This is a genomic window from Aliidiomarina quisquiliarum, from assembly GCF_023922585.1.
Classification (GTDB): domain Bacteria; phylum Pseudomonadota; class Gammaproteobacteria; order Enterobacterales; family Alteromonadaceae; genus Aliidiomarina; species Aliidiomarina quisquiliarum.
Genome location: NZ_JAMFTN010000024.1, coordinates 63,594 through 84,012, shown reverse-complemented (window position 1 = coordinate 84,012; position 20,419 = coordinate 63,594). Strand labels below are relative to the sequence as shown.

Genomic DNA, 20,419 nt, shown 5'->3' with positions numbered 1-20,419 from the left:
ATGTAAGTGGTTATTAGGTTACAAAGTCTGCAGCCCATGTTTTGGCTACATTTCTTTATTTATGCAGAACGTTCCATATTCGAACGCTGCTTGGAGGCTCTATGGCGTTTCTCGCAACAATTAAATCTCGCATGATTAGCTCTATTATTTTAACTGTATTGCTGATTATGTTGGCGCTTGGGTTTACCTTAAATGGTGTACGCTCAATTAGTAATAGTTTTGAGCAGTATTTGCAGGTCAACCAAGTGCGCATGGGGGCACTGAACACAATGTACGGCGAGGGCCTTTTAGCTGGGGTTGCAGCACGAAATAAAATATTTAATCCTAATTTGCAAATGACCGCTGGGGTTGTTGCAAAGGCAAATGAGTTATTTAATGACGCCTTTGTCACCATCCGTGAAACGGGTGTTGGCATTAATAACAGCACAGAAATTAACACCATAGAGAAGCAATGGGGCACGGTTGTGCAAGCGCGGCACCGGGTGTTGGAACTATCGGAACAAGGTAAAGGCGAAGAAGCTGCAAAACTATTAGCCGATATAGAAAACCCGGCCTGGCGAGACATACGCTTAGCGATTGACAGTATGCTACAACGCGAGCGAGAACTTGCTGAAGTGGCAAAAGAAAAGGCTCAAAATGTAACCACTAATACCTATGCAATGGGTCTTATTATTGGTGTTTTGGCTATTCTGGCTGCTGTTTTCATTAACTTCTATATTACTCGATCTATTCTAGTTCGCATTCAAACCACTCGTGAGCATTTACACGATCTTGCTGTTGACGATGCTGACTTAACTTGGCGCTTAGACGTAAGCAACCATGATGAAGTCACGGATATGTCGGTGGCTATCAATATGTTTATCGAAAGAGTGCAGAGCATCATTATTGAGGTGCGAGACTCTACCTTACAGCTCGCGGCGGCAGCCGAACAAGTGGCTAATATTACCTCGCAGTCAGAACACGCCATTCAAACGCAACGCGATGAAACTGAGCAGGTAGCTACAGCCATGAATGAGATGACAGCAACGGTACAAAATGTGGCGCAAAATGCGCTGTTAGCATCTTCTGCGGCACGTGAAGCCGACGAGGAAGCACGTCGAGGTAACCGTATTGTGGTAGACACCAAGCAAGCAATTTCAAACTTGGCAGAACGCGTGCAAGTGGCTGTTACATCGATGGACCAAGTGAACGATAGTAGTGACCGGATTAGCGGTATTCTTGAGGTTATTGATGGTATTGCGGAACAAACCAACTTACTGGCCTTAAATGCGGCGATTGAAGCGGCTAGAGCAGGGGAACAAGGGCGTGGCTTTTCGGTGGTAGCGGATGAAGTTCGAAACTTAGCGCATCGAACCCAGCAAGCCACCCAACAAGTTTCGACTATGATTACTGAGTTGCATACGGCCACCCAATCGGTAACAGGGGTTATGACTCAAAGTCGTGACCAAGCACAAACCACGGTGGCTTTAGCAGAAGAAGCGCAGCAAGTATTAGAGCTTATTACCAAAGCGGTCACTGAAATTAATGACATGAACACAAGTATTGCGAATGCGGCAGAAGAGCAGTCCGTGGTCGCCGATGAAATAAACCGCAACGTTACAGGTATTAGTGACGCCAGTGAGCAGGTAAGTGCAGGGGCAGAGCAAACGACTATCGCAACAGCCGAACTGGCTAAGCTTGGTGAGCAACTACGTCAGCAAGTGGCTTATTTTAAGCTAGAATAATAGTTACGAGTCATAAGGATGATGAGCAAAGTGATATTGCGATTGTTCGTTTTGGCGATACACACAAACATTGGAATGCTGCCTTCGACGACGCACGTGGTAAAAACTCTCAAATATGTAGGGGATAAACATTTAGAAAGTTAACTCTTCAATAAGGGGTAATCTAATGGCTGGTGTGAATACGCTTGCTCGCGACGTGCGGCAATGTACCATTTGTAAAGACTTTTTGCCGCTAGGCCCACGGCCTATCATTCAGCTCCATGAGCAGTCGCGTATTCTTATAGCCGGCCAAGCCCCAGGGTTAAAAGTACATGAAACAGGAATTCCTTTTAACGACGCCAGTGGTGATCGGTTACGGGAATGGTTAGGGGTTTCAAAAGAGACCTTTTATGATGAGAAAAAAATTGCCATCTTACCCATGGGGTTTTGCTACCCAGGTAAAGGCAAATCTGGCGACTTACCTCCACGGCCAGAATGTGCTCCTAAATGGCGCGCTGCTTTATTAGAGTCGCTGGAAAACATTCAACTTACTCTTGTTATCGGCAAATATGCTATGGCGTACCACCTACCCAATGAAAGCAAAAAAGTAACGGAAGTAGTGGCGAACTGGCGAGCCCATTGGCCTTTAATCATGCCATTACCGCACCCTAGCCCGCGTAATAATATTTGGCTAAAGAAAAACCCTTGGTTTGTCGCCGAAGCCCTGCCTAAATTACGAGAGCGAGTTGCCAGCTTATTAGCAGAAAGCACTGAATAAGGTATGGCGAGGGTGCTACACTTCTGGCCAATATACATGTGGAAAGAGATAACCTGGTCGTGATTCGTATTTTATCTGTTTTTTTTATCCTTTTAGTGAGCGGCTGCAGTTTGGGATTAGCAACGAATACAGGTGAACATTCAGTTGCGTTAGCGCCTGCCACAGAAGGTCGTTTAGCTGATGCAGCAACCGCCATGAAGGCTGAACATCCAGGTTTAACGGGGGTTGTGCCGCTTATGCATGGGGCCGATGCTTTTGCCGCGCGTATGCTGCTGGCCGATGTGGCCACCACCTCGATTGACAGCCAATATTATATTTGGCGCTCAGACTTAACCGGGCACTTGTTACTTGAACGCCTACAGCGGGCAGCAAACCGTGGCGTAAAAGTGCGTTTATTGCTCGACGATCATGGTACCGGTGGCCTCGACCCAGAAATTGCCTCGTTACAAAGCCATCCGAATGTGCAAGTGCGGTTATGGAACCCTTTTGTTATACGCCGTTTTAAACCCCTAGCGTTTACCTACGACTTCTTTCGCTTAAACCGCCGTATGCATAATAAAAGCTTTACCGTAGACGGCCATGCCAGCATTTTAGGTGGGCGTAACGTAGGCGACGAATATTTTGGAACGGGTAAAACAGCCTTGTTTGTCGACTTAGACGTGTTAGTTGCAGGTGAAGTAGTGCCAGAGGTAACGGCTGATTTTGATTTATATTGGAACAGCCCGTCGGCATATCCAGCAGAACAAATAATTCGCCAGCGAGAGCAAAAAACCAACCCGATAATAAGTGGTTTAGAAAAATACCAAAATACTGAACAAATGCGTGAATACCGTGAGTTGTTGGCTAATTCAGAGCTGATCAGTGAATTAATCGCAGGTACGCTTCAACTAGAATGGACCGATGCGACCTTGGTGAGCGACAGTCCCGCAAAAGGGCAGGGAGCTGTTGCTCGGAAAGATCTGCTAACAGGCCACTTACTAGAAGCCGTAGGAGAAATACAACACACCTTCGATGGTATTTCAGCTTACTTTGTTCCCGGTGCCGAAGGTGTTGAAGCCTTCACAACCATAGAACAGCGTGGCATTCAAGTTCGTATGTTAACCAATGCGCTTGAAGCAACCGACGTGCTACCTGTGCACGCTGGTTATGCGAAACGGAGAAAAAAATTACTGCAAGGTGGGGTAGAATTATATGAACTGCGCAGGCAAGTGTCGCCTGATCTGGTGAGCAGCAAGCTTGGGCCATTTGGCTCGTCAGGGGCCAGCTTACATGCCAAAGCCTTCGCTATCGACGGCGAGAAAATATTTGTTGGCTCTTTTAACTTTGACCCACGCTCAGCACGTTTGAATACGGAAATGGGCTTGCTTATCGACAGCCCCGCATTGGCACAAGGCGTACACGACACCTTCGATGCCGGCCTAAGTGGTACCGCATGGAAAGTAGAGCTGCGCGATGGCAAGTTAGTATGGCTAGAGCCTGAAGCCCCAAGCAACCCACCCATAACTACAGAGCCAGGCAGTTCCTTTTGGCGCAATATCGGTTTAACGGTGATTGGCTGGCTGCCGGTGGAGTGGTTGTTGTAGTTTTTTAGTATTTGGTGCCCAGGCTCGGACAAACTCGCTTTAGCGGTGGCCCGTAGGGTGAGCCACATGGATGTGGCGAATAATCTGGAGCCGAAGGACAGAAACAAAAAACCCGCCAGAAGGCGGGTTTCTCATAAATATGGTGCCCAGACCCGGAATCGAACCAGGGACACGAGGATTTTCAATCCTCTGCTCTACCGACTGAGCTATCTGGGCGTTGCTGATGTTTACCTAACAACGCGGCGTATTAAACGGTTTTTTACGCCTGCTGTCAAGCCTCTGCAACAACTATTCTCGAATTTGACCATTTCCAGTTACGACAAACTTCTCGGTGGTCAAAGATTCTAAGCCCATTGGGCCATAAGCATGCAGTTTCGAGGTGGAAATGCCTATTTCGGCACCTAAGCCTAATTGACCGCCATCAGAAAAACGTGACGACGTATTCCACATGGTAACGGCAGAATCGATATCGAGAATAAACCGACGGGCGGTGGTTTCATTTTCGGTACAAATCACGTCGGTATGGCCGCTAGAGAACTGATGTAAGTGCTCAACCGCGTGGTTGTAGTCGTTTACTACCCGTACGGCTAGTTCGAGCGCTAAATATTCTTGGCCGAAGTCTTCGTCGGCAATGCTTTCAGCACCGTTAAAGAAGTTAAGAGATTTAGCACAGGCGTGTATTTTAACCTGTTTCTCGGCCATAGCAGTAGCAACCATAGGTAAGAAGCTATCAGCGACGCTTGCGTGCACTAACAAGCCTTCTAGGGCGTTGCACACACCTGTACGCTGGGTTTTGCCGTTTAGCAGCAGGGTGAGCGCCTTATCGAGGTCTGCGTCTTGGTCGACATACAAGTGGCAAACCCCTTTGTAGTGCTGAATGACAGGAATTTTACTGTTGTCACTCACGTAATGAATTAAGCCTTCACCACCACGCGGTATAACTAAATCGATGTAATCTTTTTGCAGTAGTAGTTCACCCATTAAATCACGGTCTGGGGTGGGTACCACAGTAAGCACGTCTTTGTTAATGCCTGCAGCTTCTAGTGCTTTATGCATGGCTTGGGCAATTACTTTACTGGTGCCAATGGCTTCTTTACCACAACGTAAAATTGCCGCGTTACCCGACTTAAAGCATAAGGCGCCGGCGTCGGCGGTTACATTCGGGCGCGCTTCGTAAATCATGCAAATAACGCCAAGTGGTATGCGCGTTTTATCAATACGCATGCCGTTCGGGCGCTCTTCTAGTAGGTAGCTTTGGCCTACCGGATCAGGTAAAGCAATAATTTCTTCTATGGCAGTAGCCATATCTTCAATACGATCTGTGTTTAAAGCTAAACGGTCCATCATGGCGTCGTCGAGGCCTTGCTCTTTTCCAGCCGCTAAGTCTATTTCGTTGGCGGCAAGAATAGTGGCCGTATTACTACGAATGGCATCGGCCATTTTTTGTAGCGCCGCATTTTTTTCTGCGGTAGAAAGTGTGGCAATAGCACGTGCAGCTTTGGCTGCACGTTTGGCAATGTCGGTAGCTAGTTCTTGGTTATTCATATTTTTCCCCATAGCATTAAATCGTCGCGATGAATGACTTCGCTGATTGGGCTGTAGCCATACATTTCAGCGATTTTACTGTCGGTCTGACCTTTTAAATGCAGCAGTTCATGAGAACTGTAACGGCAGATACCTTTAGCGACTGTTTCGGTGTTTCCTGCATTGCGTATCAGCACGGCGTCGCCACGGTCAAAGTTGCCTTGCACATCAACAATGCCGGATGTAAGCAACGATTCGTGGTCATGGCGCAAAGCTTCTACTGTGCGCGAATCGACTAGTACTTCACCTTGAGCAACCAGCGTGTGGCGTAACCAGTGCTTTTTGTTGCTGAGCGGATTTTCTCGGGCTCGGAATAGGGTGCCAGGATTTTCATTGCGCAACAGAATTTCGAACATGGTGCCTTTACGGCCATTTAAAATATAGGTGTCGATACCGTGGGTGGTCGCTTTTTCCGCCGCTTCCACTTTAGTACGCATACCGCCGGTGCCTACAGCACTTGCTGAGCCACCCGCTAAGGCGTAAATACTTTTATCGATCACGTCTACTTCAGGAATAAGAGTGGCGTCACTATGTTTATTTGGGTCTTTGTCGTACAAGCCGTCGATATCGGAGCAAATAAATAGCACATCGGCGTCAACCACAGTGGCAACCATAGCGGCCAAGTTATCGTTATCGCCTACTTTTAGGTCGTCGGTGGCAAGCGCGTCGTTTTCATTAGCAATAGGCATAATACCTTGCTCAATGAGCGTGTTTACGCTATTACGAATACTTATATAGCGCTCACGATCGCGTAAATCGTCGTGGGTCATTAGCACTTGCGCGCATGGAAAGTCGAAAAAGCGCGACCAGCTTTCCATAACGTGGGTTTGCCCTACGGCAGCCATGGCCTTTTTGAGGACTACTGGAATGGGTTTATTTTCGTCAAACTTAAAATGATGGCGTCCGGCTGCTACCGAACCTGATGAGACCAGAACAATTTCTTGTCCTCGTTCGCGGCACTCATTAATAAAGCGTGCAATTGCGAGTAAATACTTCGAACTACAGCCTTTACCATCTGGCGCTATCAAAGCACTGCCAACTTTAATGACAGCCCTTCGCCAGGTGGGTATCTTCATGAAAAACTCCCTATTGGTTACAAAAGAACCCGCTATGTTAGCACAGCGGGCTACGCGTAACTATGAAGCTTCAGTAAAGTAGTAAGGCATGAATTCGATTAAATGCATGGTTATGCAGTTGCACTAAACAAAGTGTAACAACCGAACCATTACTTTTCAGGTGGTGTATAACCTTCGATTTCCACATGCTTGCCTTCAAACAAAAAACCCACCATTTCTTTTTCAAGAAAGGCCCGAGCGTCTGGGTCCATCATGTTTAAATGTTTTTCATTAATTAGCATGGTTTGTTTTTGCTGCCATGCAGACCAGGCTTCTTGGCTGATATTGTCGAAAATACGTTTACCTAAATCACCAGGGTAAAGTTGAAAAGCTAAACCTGGGGCATCTTTTTTTAAAAATTCACAATATACAGTGCGACTCATTTTAATAACCTCTTCATGAATGTTATGCAATGGAAATTGCATATTTTACGAATGTCACTTTGAAATTAATGTCTTTGTTGAATATATATGCATTTAAATGCGGGTCTTTTATCTGTGAATGTAGAGTATAAGTGTTAGTTATACCCTGTGTCAGGCCATAATTTCGGCAATATTTTCTTTATGGGTGCTGGCAAACCAAATTCACTAAGCTGGTGTTGGCTAACCCAACGCTGCTGGCCAGTTACTTTTGGTTCGTGCTGGCTAACTTCTGCCACAGCAGGTTGCAGCTGCCATATATGACCATGCATTTTAAAATGGCTAAAGATGTGTTTGAACTCACCTGCTAATATAGCATGTGGTGGAGGCTCGCTCACTTCCGGAAAACACCATAGGGCTGCCCAAATGCCACTTTCAATACGCTTTTCAAGTTGTATGGCGTTATTTTCATAGCGCCAAATAAAGTGTGCATCCCGCTCGGGAACTTTCTTTTTAACTTTGGGCGTAGGTAGCTCGGCCTGTCGGTCGGTGGCAAAAGCGACACAGTAATTACTAAAAGGGCACTCGCCGCATTTTGGTTGCTTTGGGGTACATAAGGTAGCCCCAATGTCGAGCAGCCCTTGGGCAAAACTGCGATTGTTTTCTGTAGGAGTAAGCTCAGCTGCTTTTTGCCACAGCTGCTTGGTTACTTGGCTAGAGTTGGGTTGCCCTTCAATACCAAATAAGCGGCAGAAGAAGCGCTTCACGTTACCATCAACAATAGGCCCGTATTCATTAAAGGCAAAGGAACGAATTGCACCCGCAGTATAAGGGCCAACGCCAGGAATAGTCTCAAGTGCTTTTAAGTCGTTAGGGAATTCGTAATTATATTCTTCGCCTAAATACTTAGCTGCTTTATGCAGATTTCGCGCCCGCGAGTAATAACCTAAGCCTTGCCAATGGGCCATCACTTCATCTTCACTGGCTTGTGCAAGCGACTGCAGGGTAGGGAAGCTAGCTAGCCAACGTTTAAAATATGGAATAACAGTAACCACTTGAGTTTGTTGCAGCATAATTTCGCTAACTAAAACGCGATAAGGGCTAGCCGGCTGTTGCCATGGCAAATCGTGTCGGCCATGCTGTTTTTGCCAGCTTAATACGGTGGCTACGAAATCTTTTCTTTGCATGTTGCTTGTGTTTTGTCTCAAGGCTTGGATAATTGGCAGCCCACAGTGTAACAGGTTCGAAAGTCATGTCCGAGCAAGAACAGTCAGGTTCAGTATACATGCGCCGTATACGTAGTTTTGTAAAACGCGAAGGTCGGTTAACCAAAGGGCAGGCTTCTGCACTTGAACGGTTAATGCCGGTTTGGGGTATCACGGCACCCGCCAAAGGCCAACATATCGAAATGGCAGAGTTATTTGAGTGTGAAGCGCCGGTCACTCTTGAAATTGGTTTTGGTATGGGCCATTCGTTAGTGGCTATGGCGAAAGCCGCACCGGAGCGAAACTTTATTGGTGTTGAAGTACACCGGCCTGGGGTTGGTGCTTGCTTAATGGAAGCCGAGCAGCAAGGTGTTGCTAACCTGCGGGTGATAGAGTTTGATGCAGTTGAAGTGTTAGAGCAGTGGCTTAGTGACGCGTGTTTAGATCGCGTGCAAATATTCTTTCCTGATCCTTGGCACAAAACCAAGCACCATAAACGCCGCTTAATTCAGCCAGACTTTGTACAGTTATTGCGCCGAAAAATGCAACCGGGTGGAGTGTTACATTTAGCCACCGACTGGGAAAACTATGCCGAGCACATGCTAGAAGTAATGCTAGCCGCATCAGGTTATGAAAACCTTTCTGCAGATAATACTTATATACCACGGCCCGACGAGCGCCCACTGACTAAATTTGAACAGCGTGGGCACCGGTTAGGCCATGGCGTATGGGACTTACAGTTTAAAGTAGTAAGTTAATTGCTTCTCACTCGTCCATTAGGTCGGTCAGTACTTGGTTTAAGTATAACCGGCCTTTTGGCGTGGTGCGCCAGTTTTGCTGATCACTTTCTATCAGCCCTGCCGTAATCGCAGGGGCGAGTTTGGCTTCCGCCTGTTCAATAGCTAGGCCAGTACGGGCGCTAAATTCACTTTTAGGAATGTCTTCAAGAAGCCGCAAACGGTTCATAAAATACTCGAACATGCGTTCATCTGCTTTTACTTCCCAGGCTTTATTTAAAAATAGACGTGTCAGATCCATGTAACCTCGCGGGTGTTTTACTTTTTCTGTACGGATAATTTTACCCGCTTGAGTAATTTTCCCATGGGCACCGCAGCCTATTCCGAGGTAGTCGCCGAAGCGCCAATAGTTAAGATTGTGATTGCCACGGTGGCCAGGTTTGCCATAAGCGCTCACTTCATACTGCTCGTAGCCGGCTGCTGTTAATTTAGCGTGCCCTTGTTCATATATGTCCCAAAGGCTGTCGTCGTCGGGCAAAATAGGTGGCTTGCTGGCAAACAGAGTATTGGGCTCTATGGTGAGCTGGTACCAAGATATATGTGGGGCACCTAGCGCGATAACGCCGTCTAAGTCGAGTAAAGCTTCGGCACTGGTTTGATTCGGCAAGCCATGCATCAGATCAAGGTTAAAACTGGTTAGCGGCAAGCTAGCAGCATGGGCGGCGGCTTCTTGTGCTTGGCCAGGGCTGTGAATACGACCTAGCGACTGTAAATGTTGTGAATGTAAGCTTTGAATACCAATCGATAGCCGGTTAACACCTGCAGTAACAAAACCACTAAAGCGTTCCATTTCAAAGGTGCCAGGGTTTGCTTCCAAGGTTACTTCGATATTTTTATCAAACGGAATCAACTGCTCTATACCTTTAAGGAGGCGAGCAATGCCTGTAGCGGAAAATAAACTTGGGGTGCCGCCACCGATAAAGATTGAGCATAACGAGCGGCCCTGAACGTAATGCAGATCAGCGCGTAAATCATCGAGTAAGCAGTTTATATAAACTTCTTCAGGAATAACGTTGGGCTGAGCATGGGAATTAAAATCGCAGTAGGGGCATTTCTGCACACACCATGGAATGTGTACATACAGGCTTAAGGGCGGCAATTCCAAGTTGTGTGATTTAGCTTGAGCACTCGTTGTGGTTACCATTATTGCGCCTTTAACTGTTCAAGTAACAGCCGTAATGCTTGGCCTCGGTGGCTAAGCTCGAATTTATCAGCGGCGGTTAACTCGGCAGCGGTGCAGTTACGCTCAGGTACCAAGAATACTGGGTCGTAGCCAAAGCCACCAGCACCAAAGGCGGCAGGGGCAATTTCACCGTGCCAAATGCCATGGGCTATAAGTGGGGTTGGGTCGTTGGCATGTTTCATGTAAACCAACACGCAATGGAAGGCAGCCCCGCGTTGCTCCTTAGGCACCTTGCTCATGGCGGCAAGTAATTTGACCACATTGTCGTTATCTGACGCTTGTGCACCAGCATAACGAGCCGAGTATATGCCAGGCGCACCTTGTAGTGCGTTTACAGCTAAGCCGGAGTCGTCGGCTAAAGCGGGTAGTCCCGTTGCCGCACAGGCATGGCGGGCTTTAATAATTGCGTTTTCAACAAAGGTTAAGCCGGTTTCATCTGCATCGGAAACATTAAAATGGCTTTGTGGAACCACATTAACACCCAAAGGAGCCAGTACATTTTGTAATTCTGCAACCTTCCCTTTGTTTCCAGTGGCAAGAACAAGTTGGTTGAGGGCAGGGTTACTATGACTCATGAAAACTCCAAAAGTGATTGCTTAATAAAGGTTTTTTTAAAACAAAAAAGAAACTCTTGCCATTATAGCGCAGAGCTAAGCTTGTGGTATGATAGATTTGTCATTTATTTGTCAGCTTTGCGTGGGAATCATTTAGCCTGTATCTAGCCTTTAAAGGAGCCAACTAGCATTCATGGATGCCGTAAATTTCACAATTCTTATTGCCGGGGTCCTACTCTTCGCGAGTATTATCGCCACTCAACTTTCTGTGCGCTCCGGGGCACCCATTTTATTAGTGTTTCTTTTACTTGGCATGCTTGCCGGTGAAGACGGCTTATTAGGCATTCAATTTAACAACCCAGACATTGCCCTATTAATTGGCTCCGTAGCTTTAATTGTTATTCTATTTGACGGTGGTTTACGTACCCAGCCTGAACGCTTTCGGGTGGCATTAGGGCCGGCGGCTGTATTGGCCTCGGTAGGGGTAATTATTACCTGTATTATAACGGGCTTAACCGCGGCATACTTATTTAACCTGAGTTGGATAGAAGGCTTGTTGCTTGGTGCAATTTTGGGGTCTACCGACGCTGCCGCAGTGTTTTCTATTTTCCAATCGCAAGGCTTACGTATTAAAGATCGTGTGTCGGCTACCCTCGAAATAGAATCAGGTAGTAACGACCCTATGGCGGTTATGTTAACCATTACCTTGGTAAGCGTATTGGCATCGTCTGATCAGGGTATGTCGTGGATGGTGCTAGTAAGCTTTATTCAACAAGCAGTTGTAGGTGCGGTACTTGGCTACCTAGGTGGTCGAGTGTTCGTTAAAGTGAGCCGAATGGTGCAGTTACACGCGGCGTTTTTCCCGCTGTTGGCTGTTGGTGCTAGTATTTTAGTATATGGCTTAACCGCCCAATTTGGCGGAAGTGGTTTCTTGGCTGTTTATTTAATGGGCTATATTGTTGGTAATGCGCCTAAGTTGCCACAAGTTATCAATATTTTACGGGTGCACGACGGGTTAGCTTGGCTTAGCCAAATAGTAATGTTCCTTATGCTTGGCTTACTTATGACCCCAAGTAAGCTGCTCGACATTGCTGCCCCTGCGCTGATGTTAGCGGCGGTACTTATTTTAGTTGCACGGCCAGTGGCGGTACTCATTAGTTTAGCGCCATTCCACTTCCCCTGGCGCGATAGAATATTTATTTCTTGGGTGGGCTTGCGCGGTGCGGTGCCTATTGTACTTGCGCTGTTCCCGTGGATTGCCGGCTTAGAAAACCAAGCCCTATATTTTGAAATAGCCTTCTTTATTGTATTGGTGTCGCTGATAGTACAAGGCTGGACTATTTTGCCCTTTGCGCGCAAATTAGGTTTAGAAGTGCCGCCAGAAGCCGAGCCAGACTCGCGCATGCCGCTAGAACGAATTACCACTAAAAACGCTATTCTTGAAGTGGCCACCTTCGAAATTGATGACGACACCCCCGCCTGCGACCATTATTGGAGCGATATAAATATTCATGAGCCCGTTGAGTTCATGGGCTTAGTTCGTAATGGTGAATGGTTGCGTACGGTGGCGAACCCGAAGCTGCAAGTGGGCGACACGGTGATGGTATTAACGCGCAGCGAAGACATACCGCGAATTAGCGACGTTTTAGCTTCAAATGGTACTGGCAAGCGCTTAACCAAGAAAAACTTTTTTGGCGACTTTGTGCTTAATGCCGACAGTACTCTTGCAGACTTGGGGGGGTTCTATGTATTACCTGAAGAGCAGGCGAAGCCTGATGAAACCATTGCCGAATTGTTTTCTAATCAATTCCGCCGCCGAGTAGTGGTGGGCGACCATATTATAATAGGGCCGCTTATGTTTACAGCGCGTGACGTGGCCGACGACGGCACCATTAAGAAAGTAGGGGTGAAAGCAGCGGTTGCCTAACTTACCGAGCTGGCGTTGCTAGAAAGCGGCTATGTGCCGCTTTCTTTTTTAAGATTGCTAGTTACGATAAAAAGTATGTGTAAAGCGTAACTCTTCAGATATATCGCCGTGGCGTAAATTAATAAAAAATCGATAACGGTCTTCATTTTCGTGGCTTACGCTAGTGAGGTAATAAAGCGAGTCGCCTTCAGAAATACGGCGAAAACTAAGTTCGCGACGCTGACCAAGGCTGTTCAAGGCATAACCAGACACAGCAACCCGTTGTGACTGCTGTGTGGCTGCGTCGAGTACGGAAATACTAACAATACCTTGGGCGCGGCTACGCACAAGGTTATATGCTTTAGCCACTTCGGGCTGTAAAAAAGTGCTGGCAAAAGCACTGTAATGCACGTGCCAATTTGCCAACCGTTCAAACTGCCCACCTTGCACCTGGCTGCTGTTATCTTGTAACCCAGACGATTGTTGTGCTACAGCCTGTTGGCCAATAATGTAAGGTGCGAAGGCTAAAAAGCATAAGGTAAGAATAATGCTACGCATGGGTTAATCCTTGTAGCGTTGCTAAAGCAAGCGCATTAAAAACTGAATGAGAATAATTAAAACCAACACGGAAAGGTCTAACCCTCCCAGCGGCGGGAGCATGCGACGGATCGGGGCTAACATAGGTTCTGTTAACTCATGCAATACATACTCAAGCGGATTATTGCCTTGGCTAAACCAACTTAAAATAGCGCGAATAATTAGTATCCAAAACATCAGCTGCAACACTTCCATAACAAGGTTGTGTATGCTCAAAATCAGTAATGGTAAAATTTGCACTTCAATTTTAGCGATGCTGGCCAAAATGAAAAATTTCAGCGCTGTTAGCAGCACCGCTAAAGTAACTGCAGCAAAATCTATTCGGCGGCTACTTGGAATAATGGCTCTTAAGGGCAAAACTACTGGGTCGGTTAGTTTGCGAACAGCCAAAGCCACCGGAGACATATAGTTGGCATTAACCAGCTGCAACCAAACACGAATAATAATCGCCATGATAAATAGCGAAAACACTGTGGAAATAAGAAAAGTAAAGCCATCGTTCATAATGAATTAGTCCTAAAAAAGTTTTGCCATTTCTTGGTTGCGCGCAACAGCAGCACGTACCACTTGGTCTGAAATTCCATCAAGGTCACGCTCTTGGTATACCTCGATACCTTTGGCGGTAGAACCACCCTTACTTGTTACTTGCTTACGTAAATCAACCAGGCTTAGTTCGCTTTCACTGGCCATTTTAGCAGCACCAAGCGCCGTTTGCTGCACCATGGCACGCGCTGTTTTGGCGTCAAAGCCGAGTGCTTCGGCGGCTTGCTGCAAACCATTCATAAACTCAAAAAAATATGCGGGTCCGCTGCCAGCAACGGCACCGAGTACGTCAATGCTAGACTCTTCTTCAAGCCAAATGGTTAGGCCGACATAGTTAAATACTTGCGTTATATAGTTGCGGTCAGCTTCTGTAACACTGCTGTCGGCACATAAGCCCGAAACACCTTCACCTACCAACGACGGAGTGTTCGGCATAATACGAATTACCCGCGTTTGTTCGCCTAAATATTGATGATAGTTTGCAATTGGTACGCCAGCGGCAATAGTGGTAACAAGCTTGCTACTTATAGTGGATGTATGTTGTTTCAAATCGGCACAAACTTCTTTCATAAGCTGAGGCTTTACCGACATTACAATAACGTCGCAAGCAGCGACTAACTCATGGTTGTTTTGGGTCACTTGCACACTAAAGTCTTGCGCTAACTGGTCAAGTTTGGGCCTGCTTCTATTACTAGCCCATATTTTATTGGCAGGGTAGCCGCCTCGTACCATGCCACCAATAATGCTGCGGGGCATATTGCCTGCGCCTATAAAGCCAATAGTGCGAATGTCTACTTGCTTGCTCATATATGTACTACCTTTAATGCTAATTTTGTATGTTATGTGCGAGTGCCAAATATATCGGTGCCTACCCGCACCATGGTGGAACCATATTGAATGGCAGCTTCTAAATCATTACTCATACCTAATGACAGTGTATCAATCCTTGCGTGCTGTTGCTGTAAATCTTCGAAAACTTGTTGGCAATGGCGAAAGCTTACTGCTTGTTTGTCAGGCGCTGGGTTAGCCATAGGAATAACCATTAAACCCCGTAATTCTAGCTGCGGTAGTTGATTCACAGCGCTAACAAACTCAGGTAATTCGGCTAATGATATACCAGCTTTCGAGGGTTCGTTGTCTATATTAAGCTGAATAAGCACCTGTAATGGCGGTAAGTGTTTGGGTCTTTGGTTGTTTAGTCGCGTTGCAATACGAAGTCGGTCGAGGCTTTGTACCCATGTGAAGTGTTCAGCAACGGGGCGCGTTTTATTCGACTGCAGCTCGCCAATAAAATGCCATTTAATATCTTTTAAATGAGTTAACGACTGAATTTTATCAACGCCTTCTTGCACATAGTTTTCACCAAAATGCCGTTGGCCTGCAGCATAAGCTGCTGCAATGTCATTAATGGGCTTGGTTTTACTGACAGCAACAAGCTGAACGCTAGTTGCTGAGCGGTTCGCTTTTTCGCTTGCGTGCTTAATTCGAGCTCGAACTTTTATTAATTGGTCTGCTATGGTTGCGTGTAACATAGATATCCGCTGTAGTGGTGTTTAAACGGTGGTGTATTAAATAACTAACTTAATTGAGAAAGATAATGAAACTTCAACAATTACTGGAATTATGTGTTCAAAAAGGGGCTTCAGATCTTCACATATCTTCTGGAACTCCGCCAGCGCTTCGCATAGACGGTGATATTCAGAAGATTAGCACAGAGAAGTTATTGCAGCGAGACGTGTTCGACATGGTACATAGCGTTATGAATGAAAAGCGTCAGGCTGATTTCAAAGAGCGCCTTGAATCAGACTTCTCGATTAGTGTTGAGGGGTTGGCCCGTTTTCGGGTGAATGTGTTTATGCAACGGCACGGGCCTTCAGCAGTATTTCGTACAATTCCAAGTAAAGTGCTTTCGTTGGAAGACTTAAATGCGCCAGAAATATTGCGGAAAATAGCAGACTACCCACGCGGGTTAGTTTTAGTGACAGGGCCTACCGGCTCGGGTAAGTCTACAACCTTAGCGGCTATGGTTGATCATATTAATAATACCTATCCGCACCATATTTTAACCATTGAAGACCCAATAGAATTTGTTCATGAAAGTAAACAAAGCTTAATTAACCAGCGTGAAGTGCATCGCGACACCCACAGTTTTAATGCGGCGCTACGGGCGGCGTTACGAGAAGACCCCGATGTTATTTTAGTAGGGGAAATGCGCGACTTAGAAACCATCCGTTTAGCTTTAACCGCGGCAGAAACAGGGCACTTGGTGTTTGCTACCTTGCATACCACCTCGGCACCTAAATCGATTGACCGTATTGTCGATGTGTTTCCAGGCGAAGAAAAGTCGATGGTTCGTTCTATGTTGTCAGAGTCTTTACGGGCGGTAGTGTCACAAATACTCTTGAAAAAAGAAGGTGGTGGCCGTGTTGCCGCCCATGAAATAATGCTTTCTACACCAGCGATTAAGAACTTGATTCGTGAAGACAAAATTGCCCAAATGTATTCTAGTATTCAAACGGGCGCAGCACTTGGTATGCAAACCATGGACCAAGCATTAAATAAACTGCTTGATTCAGGAACGGTTACAGCACAGGTGGTTCGTTCTAAACTAGAGCAAGTTGGGTGAGTCGGAAGAGAAAATCGTTTACACTACGCCCTTATTAACGCGCGCCCTCAATGAACGGGGCGTAGTTGTAGCAGTTGTTTCATGAGGTGTAGTAAATAATGCGAGTTCTGGGTATTGAAACGTCGTGCGACGAAACCGGTGTAGCCGTTTATGACACGGAGGCAGGGCTATTGTCGCATACGCTTTATAGCCAAGTGAAACTTCATGCTGACTATGGTGGGGTGGTGCCTGAACTGGCGTCACGTGATCATGTGCGAAAAATATTACCACTTATTCAACAAGCTCTAGACGAGGCCAATACTAAGCCTGAGCAACTCGACGGCATTGCATACACGGCAGGACCAGGGCTTATTGGTGCTTTGCTAGTAGGTGCCAGTGTAGGCCGTAGTTTAGCTTTTGGTTGGAATATACCTGCAATTGGCGTGCACCACATGGAAGGCCATTTATTAGCGCCAATGCTGGAAGAAAACAGTCCTGAACTGCCTTTTTTAGCCCTGCTCGTTTCTGGCGGCCACACCCAACTGGTGCAAGTTGACGCGGTAGGTAAATATATTTTATTGGGCGAGTCGGTGGACGACGCAGCTGGCGAAGCTTTTGATAAAACGGCGAAGTTACTTGGTTTAGACTATCCTGGTGGGCCACGTTTAGCCGCGCTAGCTGGCCAGGGTAAAGCGAAACGTTTTACTTTTCCTCGTCCTATGACTGCAAAACCAGGCTTAGACTTTTCATTTAGCGGGTTAAAAACAGCCGCTGCCACAACTATTGCCGAACAACAAGCGCTTGCTATTGCAGCAGGCCTCGATGTTATTGAACAACAAACACAAGCAGATATTGCCCGCGCCTTTCAAGACGCAGTGGTCGACACCTTAGTAATTAAGTGTCAACGCGCCTTGAAGCAGACAGGCTTAAAACGTTTAGTTGTGGCCGGTGGGGTAAGTGCTAATATTCGCTTGCGCGAGGCCTTAGCAGCCACCATGAAGCAGCAAGGTGGTGAGGTGTTTTACCCCCGTCCTGAGTTTTGTACCGATAACGGCGCCATGATTGCTTTTGCGGGTGCTTACCGCCTTGCAGCCGGAGAGCGCGCCAAAGAGAATATTTCGGTAAGACCACGCTGGCCGATGACCGAGCTGGCCGAGCCTGGGGTGGGTCTGTTGCCGTACTAACGAAAGCCGGTTTCTTTACCTTGCCATAGGCGAACAATGTTAGTGCGATGGCGCCACACAATAAGACCCGCCAACATGCACGCAGGTATAGTGTACTGAGGTTTTACTAGATACGCATATAAGGGCGCTAGGCTAACGGTAATAATTGCCGCTAACGAGCTAACTCGGGTAACCCAGAATACGAAAACCCAAGTCATAATAAGCATTAAAGCCATTGGAAATGCGACGGGGAACATGGCGCCTAAAGCAGTGGCTACGCCTTTGCCACCTCGAAATTTGAAAAATAATGGGTAAATGTGGCCAAGGCAAGCAGCAATAGCGATAAAGCCAAGGGTAATTGGGCTGAAACCAAGAAAATAGGCGAGCCAAACGGGAATCATGCCTTTTAGCACGTCGAACAATAAGGTTAAGGCTGCCGGTAAAACTCCGCCTAAACGGAATACGTTCGTTGCCCCAGGATTTCCAGAGCCACGTAGGCGCGGGTCGTCGAGGCCAAATAAGCGGCAGATAAGTACGGCACTGCTAATAGAGCCGAACAAATAAGCGCAAAGGAACATTAAAAGGGCTAGAGCCGAAGTCATGGTTTCTATTCTTTAGAAAGTTTCAATTAGCATAAAGGCAAATTCAGCGAAATGCCATCTGAACAGTGGGCGAGAGGTTAAATTGGATACGGTTTCTATTGTAGGTTTAAAAATTGACGCTACTATCGGTATTTTTGATTGGGAGCAAGACATTCTCCAACCGCTAGTGCTTGAATTAAATATGCGCTGGGACAATAGCAAGGCGGCCCAGTCGGGCTCAATTGACGACGCACTAAACTATGCTGCGGTAAGTACGGTGGTTACTGAATTAGTACAGTCGCGTTCTTGGGGTTTAATAGAAGAAGTGGCTGAACAGGTGGCGGCATTAATACAAACAACCTTTAAAGTACCAGGTATTAGTGTGAAGGTAGAAAAGCCTACGGCTGTACCAAGTGCGATTAGTGTTGGTGTAACTATTGTACGTGGGGCTTATTAAACCGTGAAAGAATTAACGGTACACCAAGTTTGGCTTGGTATTGGCTCGAATATCGAGCGTGATTTTCATATTCGAGCTACGGTAGACGCGCTTACTGAGCATTTTACTGAAGTGCGGTTGTCTTATATTTATGAAAGTGAAGCGGCGGGGTTTGCTGGGCCTCCTTTTTATAACTTGGTAGCCTGGATAGAAACTACCATGCCGTTAAACGAGTTACAGCAGTGGTGTAAAGCAGTTGAACAACGTTTAGGCCGAGTGGTAAGTGCCGAGCGCTTTAGTTCTAAAACCATAGACATTGATATTTTACTATTTGACAACCTAGTGGCGGAAGCCACGGCTACTACCCCTAAGCTACCGCGTGGGGAGCTACTAACCAGCGCATTCGTGCTAGCACCTATGGCCGAGTTAGTGCCTTATATGCTGCATCCGCAAAGTGGAAAAAGTTATCGGCAACACTGGTTTGAATTTAAAGCCAATAACGATGACACAGGAATTATCGACATTGTTCCTTACTCTTGGTCGAAGGCTATATAAACGGTTGCTGCCAACGGGCTAAAAGCACTTCGCTTCGTGCTTGCTGTAAAGCTTGGCCAATGGCAGGGCCCTTTAGCCCTTGCTTAATATAGGCCTGTACACTCATTTCTCGTAGTTCATTCACCGGGGCGAACACCTTGTTGACACGCTCTAATGTGAATAGAGGGTTTGTTAGCGAAAGCGTGCTAGTTAGTGCTTGGCACAGGGCCTCTAGTTGCAAAAAGCGTTCGGGGCGACGCCACGCATCGGTACTTTGGTAAAAGGCGAGTACCGCTTTGGTTGTTAGTTGTGGCTGGGCAAAGGTGGTTAGCGTATGTAACAGTAAGCGCGCCATGTCGGCGTAGGCATTCGGAATACGAAGTTGTTCCGAGGTGCAATTAAGCGCTTGTTCATTGCTAGCCAGCATAGTTGCCAAGTCGGCCACCCAAGCAGCGTAACGTAGCATAGAATTATTGCTGGTTGCAGCAAGCTGCTCTAACGCTGGAAAGTTAACCTCTGTCGGTAAGTTGCACTGAAGCAATTGCCCAAGTGCACCACAGCGATGTAATACCAGAAAATACTCACTAGGCGTTTGGGTTTGTAATGCCTTTTCTGTTTCTTGCCATACCCGCTCAGCAACTAAAGCTTTTATTTCACCGGCGGCGACTAGCTGGCGCATTAAGGCGTAGGTTTCCTCGGCTATAAAGAACCCTAAATAGTGAAAGCGAGCGGCAAAGCGGGCGGCCCGTAACACGCGCAGTGGGTCTTCGGCGAAAGCTGGGCTAACATGGCGTAGCACTTTTAATTCTAAGTCGCGTATACCACCCCAAGGGTCGATCAGCTCGCCGCTACTGCTTTGCGCAATAGCATTTATGGTAAGGTCGCGGCGCTCTAGGTCTTGTTCTAGGGTTACGTCGGGCTGTGCATAGCAGGCAAACCCTGTGTAACCTTGGCCAGTTTTACGTTCGGTTCGTGCTAGGGCATATTCTTCTTGGGTTTCTGGGTGCAAGAAAACTGGAAAGTCTTTGCCTACAGGAATAAATCCCTGCGCTAATAATTCTTCAGCGGTGGCCCCAACTACCACATAGTCGCGTTCATGAAAGTCGACTTTGAGTAAGGCGTCGCGTACGGCACCGCCAACCAGATAAATTTCCATACTACCGATATAGCCTTGAGCTGCTAGAGTGATAAAA

At 46.8% G+C, this 20,419-nt stretch carries 22 protein-coding genes and 1 tRNA gene; 10 read left to right on the top strand and 13 right to left on the bottom strand.

Features of this window, described 5'->3' with window-relative positions:
• The first annotated feature begins 101 nt into the window (after nucleotides 1-101).
• The 4 genes from M1L23_RS10655 to M1L23_RS10645 all read left to right on the top strand — a co-directional run bounded on the left by M1L23_RS10655 (nucleotide 102) and on the right by M1L23_RS10645 (nucleotide 4,064).
• Complete coding sequence (locus M1L23_RS10655; protein WP_252627350.1) at nucleotides 102-1,724, top strand: methyl-accepting chemotaxis protein; 1,623 nt, start codon at nucleotides 102-104, stop codon at nucleotides 1,722-1,724.
• A complete protein-coding gene (locus M1L23_RS15095) occupies nucleotides 1,721-1,852 on the top strand; it encodes a YtoQ family protein (RefSeq protein WP_420840639.1) in 132 nt (43 codons plus the stop codon). Before M1L23_RS10655 ends, M1L23_RS15095 begins: the two co-directional genes overlap by 4 nt.
• A gap of 38 nt (nucleotides 1,853-1,890) precedes the next feature.
• Nucleotides 1,891-2,481 (top strand): uracil-DNA glycosylase family protein, encoded by a 591-nt coding sequence (locus M1L23_RS10650; RefSeq protein ID WP_252627349.1) that lies wholly within the window; start codon nucleotides 1,891-1,893, stop codon nucleotides 2,479-2,481.
• 110 nt (nucleotides 2,482-2,591) lie between these two features.
• Nucleotides 2,592-4,064 carry a phospholipase D family protein gene (locus M1L23_RS10645; protein ID WP_252627348.1) on the top strand — a complete coding sequence of 491 codons (1,473 nt, stop codon included), beginning with the start codon at nucleotides 2,592-2,594 and terminating at the stop codon, nucleotides 4,062-4,064.
• Between the two features lie 140 nt (nucleotides 4,065-4,204).
• Here M1L23_RS10645 and M1L23_RS10640 read toward each other — a convergent pair.
• From M1L23_RS10640 to mutY, 5 genes are all read right to left on the bottom strand, one after another.
• Nucleotides 4,205-4,280 (bottom strand) — tRNA-Phe (locus M1L23_RS10640).
• 72 nt (nucleotides 4,281-4,352) lie between these two features.
• Entirely contained in the window at nucleotides 4,353-5,609 is a 1,257-nt protein-coding gene (locus M1L23_RS10635) for a glutamate-5-semialdehyde dehydrogenase (RefSeq protein WP_252627347.1), read from the bottom strand.
• Nucleotides 5,606-6,724 (bottom strand): glutamate 5-kinase, encoded by a 1,119-nt coding sequence (proB, locus tag M1L23_RS10630; RefSeq protein ID WP_252627346.1) that lies wholly within the window; start codon nucleotides 6,722-6,724, stop codon nucleotides 5,606-5,608. The genes M1L23_RS10635 and proB overlap by 4 nt, the downstream gene beginning before the upstream one ends.
• Nucleotides 6,725-6,873: 149 nt before the next feature.
• Complete coding sequence (locus M1L23_RS10625) at nucleotides 6,874-7,146, bottom strand: oxidative damage protection protein (RefSeq protein ID WP_252627345.1); 273 nt, start codon at nucleotides 7,144-7,146, stop codon at nucleotides 6,874-6,876.
• A gap of 134 nt (nucleotides 7,147-7,280) precedes the next feature.
• Nucleotides 7,281-8,309 (bottom strand): A/G-specific adenine glycosylase, encoded by a 1,029-nt coding sequence (mutY, locus tag M1L23_RS10620; protein WP_252627344.1) that lies wholly within the window; start codon nucleotides 8,307-8,309, stop codon nucleotides 7,281-7,283.
• Nucleotides 8,310-8,374: 65 nt separating this feature from the next.
• Here mutY and trmB point away from each other — a divergent pair, with 65 nt between their 5' ends.
• Entirely contained in the window at nucleotides 8,375-9,085 is a 711-nt protein-coding gene (gene trmB, locus M1L23_RS10615) for a tRNA (guanosine(46)-N7)-methyltransferase TrmB (protein WP_252627343.1), read from the top strand.
• 7 nt (nucleotides 9,086-9,092) lie between these two features.
• On the opposite strand, the gene hemW is transcribed toward trmB, so the two are convergent.
• Together hemW and rdgB are read right to left on the bottom strand one after the other, a co-directional pair.
• Complete coding sequence (gene hemW, locus M1L23_RS10610) at nucleotides 9,093-10,268, bottom strand: radical SAM family heme chaperone HemW (RefSeq protein WP_252627342.1); 1,176 nt, start codon at nucleotides 10,266-10,268, stop codon at nucleotides 9,093-9,095.
• Nucleotides 10,268-10,882 (bottom strand): RdgB/HAM1 family non-canonical purine NTP pyrophosphatase, encoded by a 615-nt coding sequence (gene rdgB / locus M1L23_RS10605; RefSeq protein WP_252627341.1) that lies wholly within the window; start codon nucleotides 10,880-10,882, stop codon nucleotides 10,268-10,270. Before rdgB ends, hemW begins: the two co-directional genes overlap by 1 nt.
• Nucleotides 10,883-11,054: 172 nt before the next feature.
• Here rdgB and M1L23_RS10600 point away from each other — a divergent pair, with 172 nt between their 5' ends.
• Nucleotides 11,055-12,788, top strand: coding sequence for a potassium/proton antiporter (locus tag M1L23_RS10600; RefSeq protein WP_252627340.1), 1,734 nt, complete (start codon nucleotides 11,055-11,057; stop codon nucleotides 12,786-12,788).
• A gap of 57 nt (nucleotides 12,789-12,845) precedes the next feature.
• Here M1L23_RS10600 and M1L23_RS10595 read toward each other — a convergent pair whose 3' ends face one another.
• Genes M1L23_RS10595 through M1L23_RS10580 form a run of 4 tightly spaced genes read right to left on the bottom strand, consistent with a single transcriptional unit; the run spans nucleotide 12,846 to nucleotide 15,439 of the window.
• The gene (locus M1L23_RS10595; RefSeq protein ID WP_252627339.1) at nucleotides 12,846-13,325 is read right to left on the bottom strand and encodes a DUF4426 domain-containing protein; all 480 of its coding nucleotides are present in this window, start codon (nucleotides 13,323-13,325) and stop codon (nucleotides 12,846-12,848) included.
• A gap of 21 nt (nucleotides 13,326-13,346) precedes the next feature.
• Nucleotides 13,347-13,868: a YggT family protein gene (locus tag M1L23_RS10590; RefSeq protein ID WP_252627338.1), complete on the bottom strand. Its 522-nt coding sequence runs from the start codon at nucleotides 13,866-13,868 to the stop codon at nucleotides 13,347-13,349.
• A 12-nt stretch (nucleotides 13,869-13,880) separates the two neighbouring features.
• Nucleotides 13,881-14,714, bottom strand: a complete 834-nt coding sequence (gene proC / locus M1L23_RS10585) for a pyrroline-5-carboxylate reductase (RefSeq protein ID WP_252627337.1) — start codon at nucleotides 14,712-14,714, stop codon at nucleotides 13,881-13,883.
• Nucleotides 14,715-14,746: 32 nt separating this feature from the next.
• A complete protein-coding gene (locus M1L23_RS10580; RefSeq protein ID WP_252627336.1) occupies nucleotides 14,747-15,439 on the bottom strand; it encodes a YggS family pyridoxal phosphate-dependent enzyme in 693 nt (230 codons plus the stop codon).
• A 65-nt stretch (nucleotides 15,440-15,504) separates the two neighbouring features.
• On the opposite strand from M1L23_RS10580, the gene M1L23_RS10575 reads away from it, so the two are divergent.
• Both M1L23_RS10575 and tsaD read left to right on the top strand, forming a co-directional pair.
• On the top strand, nucleotides 15,505-16,533 hold the full coding sequence (locus M1L23_RS10575) for a type IV pilus twitching motility protein PilT (protein WP_252627335.1): 1,029 nt from the start codon (nucleotides 15,505-15,507) through the stop codon (nucleotides 16,531-16,533).
• Nucleotides 16,534-16,631: 98 nt separating this feature from the next.
• Nucleotides 16,632-17,696, top strand: a complete 1,065-nt coding sequence (gene tsaD, locus M1L23_RS10570) for a tRNA (adenosine(37)-N6)-threonylcarbamoyltransferase complex transferase subunit TsaD (RefSeq protein WP_252627334.1) — start codon at nucleotides 16,632-16,634, stop codon at nucleotides 17,694-17,696.
• On the opposite strand, the gene plsY is transcribed toward tsaD, so the two are convergent.
• A complete protein-coding gene (plsY, locus tag M1L23_RS10565) occupies nucleotides 17,693-18,277 on the bottom strand; it encodes a glycerol-3-phosphate 1-O-acyltransferase PlsY (RefSeq protein WP_252627333.1) in 585 nt (194 codons plus the stop codon). The two genes, tsaD and plsY, sit on opposite strands and share 4 nt — an antisense overlap.
• An 82-nt stretch (nucleotides 18,278-18,359) precedes the next feature.
• Between plsY and folB the strand changes: the two genes are divergently transcribed.
• Together folB and folK are read left to right on the top strand one after the other, a co-directional pair.
• Nucleotides 18,360-18,713 carry a dihydroneopterin aldolase gene (gene folB, locus M1L23_RS10560; protein WP_252627332.1) on the top strand — a complete coding sequence of 118 codons (354 nt, stop codon included), beginning with the start codon at nucleotides 18,360-18,362 and terminating at the stop codon, nucleotides 18,711-18,713.
• Between the two features lie 3 nt (nucleotides 18,714-18,716).
• Complete coding sequence (gene folK / locus M1L23_RS10555; RefSeq protein ID WP_252627331.1) at nucleotides 18,717-19,247, top strand: 2-amino-4-hydroxy-6-hydroxymethyldihydropteridine diphosphokinase; 531 nt, start codon at nucleotides 18,717-18,719, stop codon at nucleotides 19,245-19,247.
• Here the strand turns inward: folK and M1L23_RS10550 are convergent.
• Nucleotides 19,240-20,382 carry a tRNA nucleotidyltransferase/poly(A) polymerase-related protein gene (locus M1L23_RS10550; protein ID WP_252627330.1) on the bottom strand — a complete coding sequence of 381 codons (1,143 nt, stop codon included), beginning with the start codon at nucleotides 20,380-20,382 and terminating at the stop codon, nucleotides 19,240-19,242. The two genes, folK and M1L23_RS10550, sit on opposite strands and share 8 nt — an antisense overlap.
• Nucleotides 20,383-20,419 lie beyond the last annotated feature (37 nt).